Raw genomic sequence first — 3,299 nt, forward strand, 5'->3', positions numbered from 1 at the left:
ACTGGTTAAAAACATTGCCTGCTAAAGCCGTCCGGGAAATTCATCTGGCCGGCAGCAGTGCGGTAGCACCCGGTGAACTGGTTATCGACGATCATGCACAGCCGGTATCCCATGCGTGCTGGGCATTGTTTCAACAGGCCATTCACCTGTTCCCCGGCGCGGCTACGTTAATTGAGTGGGATAACCAACTGCCCACCTGGACCCGCTTGCAAGAAGAAGCTGGTACGGCACGCTTTATTTTAGCGCAAACCCTGATTGAGGAAATGTCATGAATGTAGTTACCGATAACAAGCCGCGCCTTAGCACAGATTTGGCAGGACACCGACGAACTAACCATCATCAGTCTGCTCTGATCACTGACATTTTTACACAATCCTCGCTAAGCGGTGTGCCTGAGCGCGCACTGAAGATTTACCAGCAGAATTTACAAATGACCGCAGCGCGCAGTCTTTCGATTTCCTACCCGGTGCTGCAGCAGATGGTAGGGGAGCAAGCGATGTTTATACTGGCCCAGCGACTGCTCGCCTGGGAAAAGCCCACAACCGGTGACTGGGCCGACTGGGGAAGCCAGCTTGGTCAGGTTGTAGAAAGCAGCGAGTTGGCGGGCGAGCACCCGTACCTGGCTGACATAGCCAGACTGGAATGGGCCGTACAGGTAGTTGGACGCAGCACGGTTAACGCGTTTGACCGCTCCAGTTTGCAACTGCTGACAGAGGTCGACCCTGAGCACCTTACTATTAAGCTGCAACCCTCTTTGACAGTGCTGGAAAGCCCGTTTCCCGTGCAGCCCATGTGGCAGCTTCACCGCGACTCGCACGGCCAGCATGACTTGTCTGAAGGACTGGAGATCATTATGCAACATCGTGAAAACACCTACTTTGCTGTGGTGTATCAGCAGCACAACAAGCCCAAAGCGGATGCGGTAGACCAGCAGCAATATGCCTGGCTACAAGGTGTGCAGCATGGCATGCATCTGGCGGCTCTGCTGGATACCTATCCCGGTATCGATTTTGCCCAATGGCTGTCGCAGGCCATTGAGCGTCAATGGATAGAGACCATTTTGTCCCCGAGGTGAAAACCCTCCCTCCTGCTTGCGGCGCACCCTGAGCGGAGTCCGGCACTACACTCCTGCCCGGATACATTCAGGTCAATGCGCCGCTTTTTTTGTGTCTTTCGTATCTCTTTGTCTGTGAGTAAAGCGGGTTCAGTTTTACAGACGAACGGCTAATTTTGTTTATCTCATTTCGCCGAAAATAGCGTCATCTTAACTACATTTGGTGAACGTTATAATGAAATTTAGCACAATTAAACAATCGTTAGGTGCCGTATTTACGGCCGGTTTACTGGCCCTGTCTGCGCCTCAGTCTGGTTTGGCAGATGAACTGTCTGTTGACTACCTGCAAGGCGAAGGCGACGTTCAGGGCGTCAAACTGGCTTACCGCCGCGACAGCGACTACCTGCACGCGTACTTCCCTCAGCTCGACCTGAGCTTTGAGGCCAGCATCAATGTCTGGGAATACGGTAATCCAAGTCGTTACGACAGCAATTTTGTCTTGGCGTTCTCGCCGGTATTCCGGCACACCTTTTACGAAAATCAGCACGGTGAAGTGTATGGTGAATTTGGTATCGGGGTATCGTTGCTGGATGACACCCGCTTTGCAGGGAAGGACATCAGTACCCACTTTCAGTTCGAGGATCGCCTGGGGCTGGGGTATCGCTTTGGTCAGTCGCGGCAGTACGCAGTTACGTTGCGGTATTTCCATTACTCCAATGGCGGGCTTAAAAGCCCGAATCCGGGCTACGACTATATTAGCCTGTCCTTTTCCAAGCGTTTGTAGTCCGGCAGGAAGATAGGGTTGTATTCAAGGCGCTTTGGTTGCTTTTTCAACAACGCCTCGCGATAGGATCAATGCACTATCAACCCAACCCGGACATTAATGATGACGAAATTTACCCTGCGCCGCCTGGTTGTGGCGGCCACCCTCTCACTTGCTGCATGGGCACCCTTCAGCAGCCATGCACAACAAGCCAATATCGCCAGCGAGGCGCTAGCCCCGGATTTAACGCCAAACTTAACCTTCAATTCGGTTAATGGCGAGACCTTTTCACTTCAACAACGCTGGGAGCAAAAGCCGGTGTTGCTTTACTTCTGGGCTACCTGGTGTCCCTATTGTAAAAAGGCGACTCCGGCAGTCACTGCCTTGCACAACGATTACGGTGACAGCATAGATGTGCTCGGTGTTAACGTAGCGATTAACGACACACAGGAAAAAATGCACGCATACCTGCATGACTATGCCATGGATTTTCCGGTGATGTTTGACGAAAGTGCCGAGCTGACCAGCGAGTTTTTGGTGAATGGTACGCCGGTGTTTGTGGTGTTATCACAGCACGGTGAAATACTGTATCGCAGCCACCGTTACCCAGCGGGGATCGAAGCTGTTCTGTCCCGCAACAGCTTCTAATTTGGAGACAGGACCATGACAGAAAACAGACCCATAGCAGAAGACATGCACCTGCCGCCATCCTGTAACAAACAGGCCAGAAAATTTTCCCCGGCTTTATTGGTGGAAGCGGCTAAAACCGCGTCGGTAGTAGGCACGGTGTTAATGTTGATCAATCAGTTTGAAGCGTTCGAAGGCACAATGGCGATAAACGTAACCAAAGCCGTGCTGAGCTATTGTGTTCCGTTTTGTGTGTACTTATATGGCAGTCTGAAGGTAAGAGACTAGAAACCAGTGAACGCTACTGGCTGGATAAACAAAAGCCCCGGTATGAATGAATACCGGGGCTTTTTGTATTGTGTTGTGTGGGCAGCCGGTCATAGGATTAGGTTAATGAAGGAGGCACGGTAAACGTCGGGTAATGACCCGCCAGTTCGCCGAAGTCGGCAAGCCGGGAGCGAATTGAATCGGCCAGTTCAGGCGTGACGACATTGGGCACGCGTGACGCGTCGGTAACATGATTATACTGCTTCAATTGACGCTGAAAGCTGTGTGGGGCCTGTTTGTCTGCCAGGCGGGTATGCACCGACAAGCCAGCCAGTTTTTCTACCGATATGGCGTGACTGAAACGTGCAACGCCCTGGTAAGTAAAGGCCTCGCTCACCAGGCGATCGCTTTTAGCAATCAGTGCGTCCATCAGAGCGAACAGCAGGGCGTTCACCGAGGGCTCAGGTAACAGCAAGGTTAGGGAAGTGTCAGCTGTGTCGCTAAGCATTGGGGTGTCTCCGCCCGGCATATGCATATCGACCAGAACTTGCTGATTAAAACGCTGTTCGATGTTCAGGATCTGGATGG

The 3,299-nt window shown here is 52.2% G+C and carries 6 protein-coding genes; 5 read left to right on the top strand and 1 reads right to left on the bottom strand.

Features of this window, described 5'->3' with window-relative positions:
- The 5 genes from AC4MRN_RS20210 to nrtS all read left to right on the top strand — a co-directional run.
- A partial coding sequence (locus AC4MRN_RS20210) for a multinuclear nonheme iron-dependent oxidase (protein ID WP_491204333.1) occupies positions 1 to 272 on the top strand: 272 nt, incomplete at its 5' end.
- The gene (locus AC4MRN_RS20215) at positions 269 to 1,075 is read left to right on the top strand and encodes an HvfC/BufC family peptide modification chaperone (RefSeq protein WP_491204334.1); all 807 of its coding nucleotides are present in this window, start codon (positions 269 to 271) and stop codon (positions 1,073 to 1,075) included. The genes AC4MRN_RS20210 and AC4MRN_RS20215, both read left to right, overlap by 4 nt.
- A 214-nt stretch (positions 1,076 to 1,289) precedes the next feature.
- Positions 1,290 to 1,838, top strand: coding sequence for an acyloxyacyl hydrolase (locus AC4MRN_RS20220; protein ID WP_491204335.1), 549 nt, complete (start codon positions 1,290 to 1,292; stop codon positions 1,836 to 1,838).
- Positions 1,839 to 1,937: 99 nt separating this feature from the next.
- On the top strand, positions 1,938 to 2,465 hold the full coding sequence (locus AC4MRN_RS20225) for a TlpA family protein disulfide reductase (RefSeq protein ID WP_370243464.1): 528 nt from the start codon (positions 1,938 to 1,940) through the stop codon (positions 2,463 to 2,465).
- Between the two features lie 15 nt (positions 2,466 to 2,480).
- Entirely contained in the window at positions 2,481 to 2,732 is a 252-nt protein-coding gene (nrtS, locus tag AC4MRN_RS20230; RefSeq protein WP_491204336.1) for a nitrate/nitrite transporter NrtS, read from the top strand.
- A 97-nt stretch (positions 2,733 to 2,829) separates the two neighbouring features.
- Here nrtS and AC4MRN_RS20235 read toward each other — a convergent pair.
- Positions 2,830 to 3,299 (bottom strand): hypothetical protein (locus tag AC4MRN_RS20235; protein ID WP_491204337.1); only part of this gene is annotated, 470 nt, incomplete at its 5' end.

The sequence above is a fragment of the Marisediminitalea sp. genome, from assembly GCF_984433645.1.